The sequence below is a fragment of the Corynebacterium sp. genome (assembly GCF_012837295.1).
GTDB lineage: Bacteria > Actinomycetota > Actinomycetes > Mycobacteriales > Mycobacteriaceae > Corynebacterium.
In genome coordinates this window covers 1-3,046 of record NZ_DURI01000151.1, presented here as the reverse complement: position 1 = coordinate 3,046, position 3,046 = coordinate 1, and the positions used below count along the sequence as shown (strand labels likewise).

Genomic DNA, 3,046 nt, shown 5'->3' with positions numbered 1-3,046 from the left:
CGTGCCCCAGACGCTGGGCCTGCGCCTCGTGCATCATCTTCGCCGTGCCCGCCAGCGTGCCGATCATCCGGTAGATCAATTCCGCCAGATGCATCAGCGTGCGCGGGATGCCCGAGCGGGCCGCCCAGGCGAGGACCTCGGACAGCGGGGTGGTCACGGTGAAGAGCATCGTGCAGCCGATGGCCGCCGTCGCGCGGGCGACGACCTCCGCCGCCCGCCGCGGCCCCGTCGGAGACCAGACCAGTCCGTCCAGGGTGACGGAGAACAGCAGCGGCAGGATGCCCACCGCGACGAACGCGGCGGGCGCCGACCACAGTGCCAGGAACAGCCCCGCGGGCACGCGCGCGACGACGGCCGCAATCGACACCGCGGCGATGATCAGCGCGGCCGCCGGCCACGGCGGCAGTGAAATCGCCAGCAACAGGAGGCCGCCGCACAGCAGCGCCTTCTCGCCGACGTTGCGCCGCGCCCACCGGTTGCGGGCCGCCGCAGCTTCGAGGGCGTTCACGCTAGGAGCCCTCCCGCCCCTTGCCCCGCCCGCGGTAGAAGCCCAGCGCGTAGCCGAGCACGCCCGCGCCCAAGCCCGCCTGGAGCGCGAAGATGCCGGACTCCACCTCGCCCGGCAGTTCGCCGATGATCGGCTCGAACCACGGCTCGTAACCGGGGTTCTCCTCCTCGATCACCTCGGTGGCAGCGCCGTCGGCGCCGCCGAAGGGCTCCTCCTCGTCGGCGTCGCCCAGGTTGAAGAACATGGGGAACACCGCGATGACGATCACCAGGACGATGATGCCGAAGGTCGTGCCGGCCCCGGAACGCTTCGGGGGCACGTGGGTGGCGTCGTCCGCCTCGCGGACCTTGTCGTCGTCGTTCACCGAAGCGGTCATCGCACGGCCTCCTTCGTCTCGGGCATCTCGGATTCGGCGGTGGCGGAGCCGTCGGACAGGCGCTCGTCGGAGGCGACCTCCGCGGCGATCGAGACGTCGGAAAGCTCCTTCTTCTTGAGCACGCCCAGGGAGAAGAGCTCCTTCTCCGCGACCGTGCGCAGGGCCTTGACCACCAGCACCGTCAGCAGCGCCTCGATGACGGCCAGCGGGATCTGGGTGATGGCGAACAGCGACAGGAACGTCGCCAGCGCGCCGCCGAACCCGCCCGGGTCCGCCGGATGCGCCAACGCCAGCTGGGTGGCGGTGACCACGTACGTGGACAGGTCCGCCAGGAACGCCGCGACGAACACCGCCGGCAGCAGTCCCCCGCCCAGTTTGCGGGTCAGGACGTACCCGCCCCACGCGACCCACGGGCCGACGATGCCCATGGAAAAGACGTTCGCGCCGAGCGTGGTGATGCCGCCGTGGGCCAGCAGCAGAGCCTGGAAGAGCAGGACTATGGAGGCCAATACGGCCATCACCGGGGGCCGGAACAGCACCGTGCCCAGGCCGGTTCCCGTGGGGTGCGACGTCGAGCCGGTCACCGACGGGATTTTCAGGGCCGACAGCACGAACGTGAATGCGCCGGCCGCGCCCAGGAGCAGGCCGGTGCCCGGCTTCTCCTTGAGCAGCGTGTTGACTCGCCATGCGCCGTGGACGACGAACGGGGCCGCGGCCACCGTCCATCCCACCGCATGGCCGACGGGCAGGAAGCCCTCTGCGATATGCATGTGAATTTTTCCTCACGCGCCCCCGTCACCTCGCGGATGGCGCACAGTACCGCCCGACGCCGCACGGCGCCGGGGCGATCCCCGGCCGGTCTCCTGGCTGACGGGGCAGCCGCACCGTCGACGACGGCGCGGCGTCCGGTCCGGCGCCTTCCCGCATCGCCCGTGGCCTTTCCATCGGCCGCGGGGCGATCCGGTGGCGTGTGCCGGCCCGGGGTCACCCCGATCACAGTGGCGAGGGCCGCCGCCCATTTGCAGGGCGTTCCCGTCCACCGAAGATCAGGGCCTATCTTAAACCGCCGCTCCACCGATCAATCTTCCGGGGGCAGCCACTCCCCCTGGTCACGCCGCGGCAGGTGCACCCGAACGCAAACTAGACGAACCTGTCTGTACAAAAACGGCGTCCGCGCGTAGACTCGCCGACCGACGAAGGAAACGAGAAAGGACCCGACTGGATGACCATCCACGACAACATCACCGACCTGATCGGCGGCACCCCGCTGGTCAAGCTCAACCGCATCACCGAGGGCCTGCCCGGCACGGTCGTCGCGAAACTGGAGTTCTACAACCCGGCCAACAGCGTCAAGGACCGCATCGGCAAGGCGATCATCGACGCCGCCGAGGCCTCCGGCGAGCTGAAGCCGGGCGGCACCATCGTGGAGGGCACGTCGGGCAACACCGGCATCGCCCTGGCGCTGGTCGGCGCCGCCCGCGGGTACAAGGTCATCCTCACCATGCCCGACACCATGAGCCAGGAGCGCCGCGTCGTGCTGCGCGCGTTCGGCGCCGAGCTGGTGCTCACCCCGGGCTCCGAGGGCATGAAGGGCGCGGTGAACAAGGCGAACGAGATCGTCGAGAACACCGACAACGCCATCCTGGCCTCGCAGTTCGCGAACAAGGCCAACCCGGAGGTCCACGCCGCGACGACCGGCGAGGAGATCTGGGCCGACACCGACGGCAACGTCGATTACCTCGTGGCCGGCATCGGCACCGGCGGCACCATCACGGGCGCCGGCCGCACGCTGAAGAAGCACAACCCGGACGTCAAGCTCGTCGCGGTCGAGCCGTCCGATTCCCCGCTGCTCACCGAGGGCAAGGCCGGCCCGCACAAGATCCAGGGCATCGGCGCCAACTTCATCCCGGAGGTCCTGGACCGCGAGCTGCTCGACGAGGTCATCACCTCCACCAACGATGACGCGATCCGCACCTCCCGCGAGCTCGCCGCCAAGGAGGGCATCCTCGGCGGCATCTCGGCCGGCGCCAACGTGAAGGCCGCCCTCGAGGTCGCCGCCCGCCCCGAGGCCGAGGGCAAGACCATCGTGGTCATCATCCCCGACTTCGGCGAGCGCTACGTCTCCTCCATCCTCTACGAGGACCTGCGCGACTAGTCCGCGG

Annotated in this window: 4 protein-coding genes and 1 riboswitch; of the genes, 1 reads left to right on the top strand and 3 read right to left on the bottom strand. The window is 70.1% G+C overall.

The window, feature by feature from the left end:
• From GX015_RS05170 to GX015_RS05160, 3 genes are all read right to left on the bottom strand, one after another.
• Window positions 1-508 (bottom strand): CbiQ family ECF transporter T component (locus GX015_RS05170; RefSeq protein WP_291343313.1); only part of this gene is annotated, 508 nt, incomplete at its 3' end.
• Window position 509: 1 nt separating this feature from the next.
• On the bottom strand, window positions 510-884 hold the full coding sequence (locus GX015_RS05165) for an energy-coupling factor ABC transporter substrate-binding protein (protein WP_291343310.1): 375 nt from the start codon (window positions 882-884) through the stop codon (window positions 510-512).
• On the bottom strand, window positions 881-1,654 hold the full coding sequence (locus GX015_RS05160) for an energy-coupling factor ABC transporter permease (protein ID WP_291343308.1): 774 nt from the start codon (window positions 1,652-1,654) through the stop codon (window positions 881-883). Before GX015_RS05160 ends, GX015_RS05165 begins: the two co-directional genes overlap by 4 nt.
• Before the next feature lie 65 nt (window positions 1,655-1,719).
• Window positions 1,720-1,967: riboswitch (cobalamin riboswitch) on the bottom strand.
• 139 nt (window positions 1,968-2,106) lie between these two features.
• Here GX015_RS05160 and cysK point away from each other — a divergent pair.
• The gene (gene cysK, locus GX015_RS05155) at window positions 2,107-3,039 is read left to right on the top strand and encodes a cysteine synthase A (protein ID WP_291343306.1); all 933 of its coding nucleotides are present in this window, start codon (window positions 2,107-2,109) and stop codon (window positions 3,037-3,039) included.
• The last annotated feature ends 7 nt before the right edge of the window (window positions 3,040-3,046 follow it).

Coding starts and splice junctions, on each gene's coding strand:
- GX015_RS05165 (WP_291343310.1), bottom strand. CDS start 884: ATGACCGCTTCGGTGAACGACGACGACAAGGTCCGCGAGGCGGACGAC.
- GX015_RS05160 (WP_291343308.1), bottom strand. CDS start 1,654: ATGCATATCGCAGAGGGCTTCCTGCCCGTCGGCCATGCGGTGGGATGG.
- cysK (WP_291343306.1), top strand. CDS start 2,107: ATGACCATCCACGACAACATCACCGACCTGATCGGCGGCACCCCGCTG.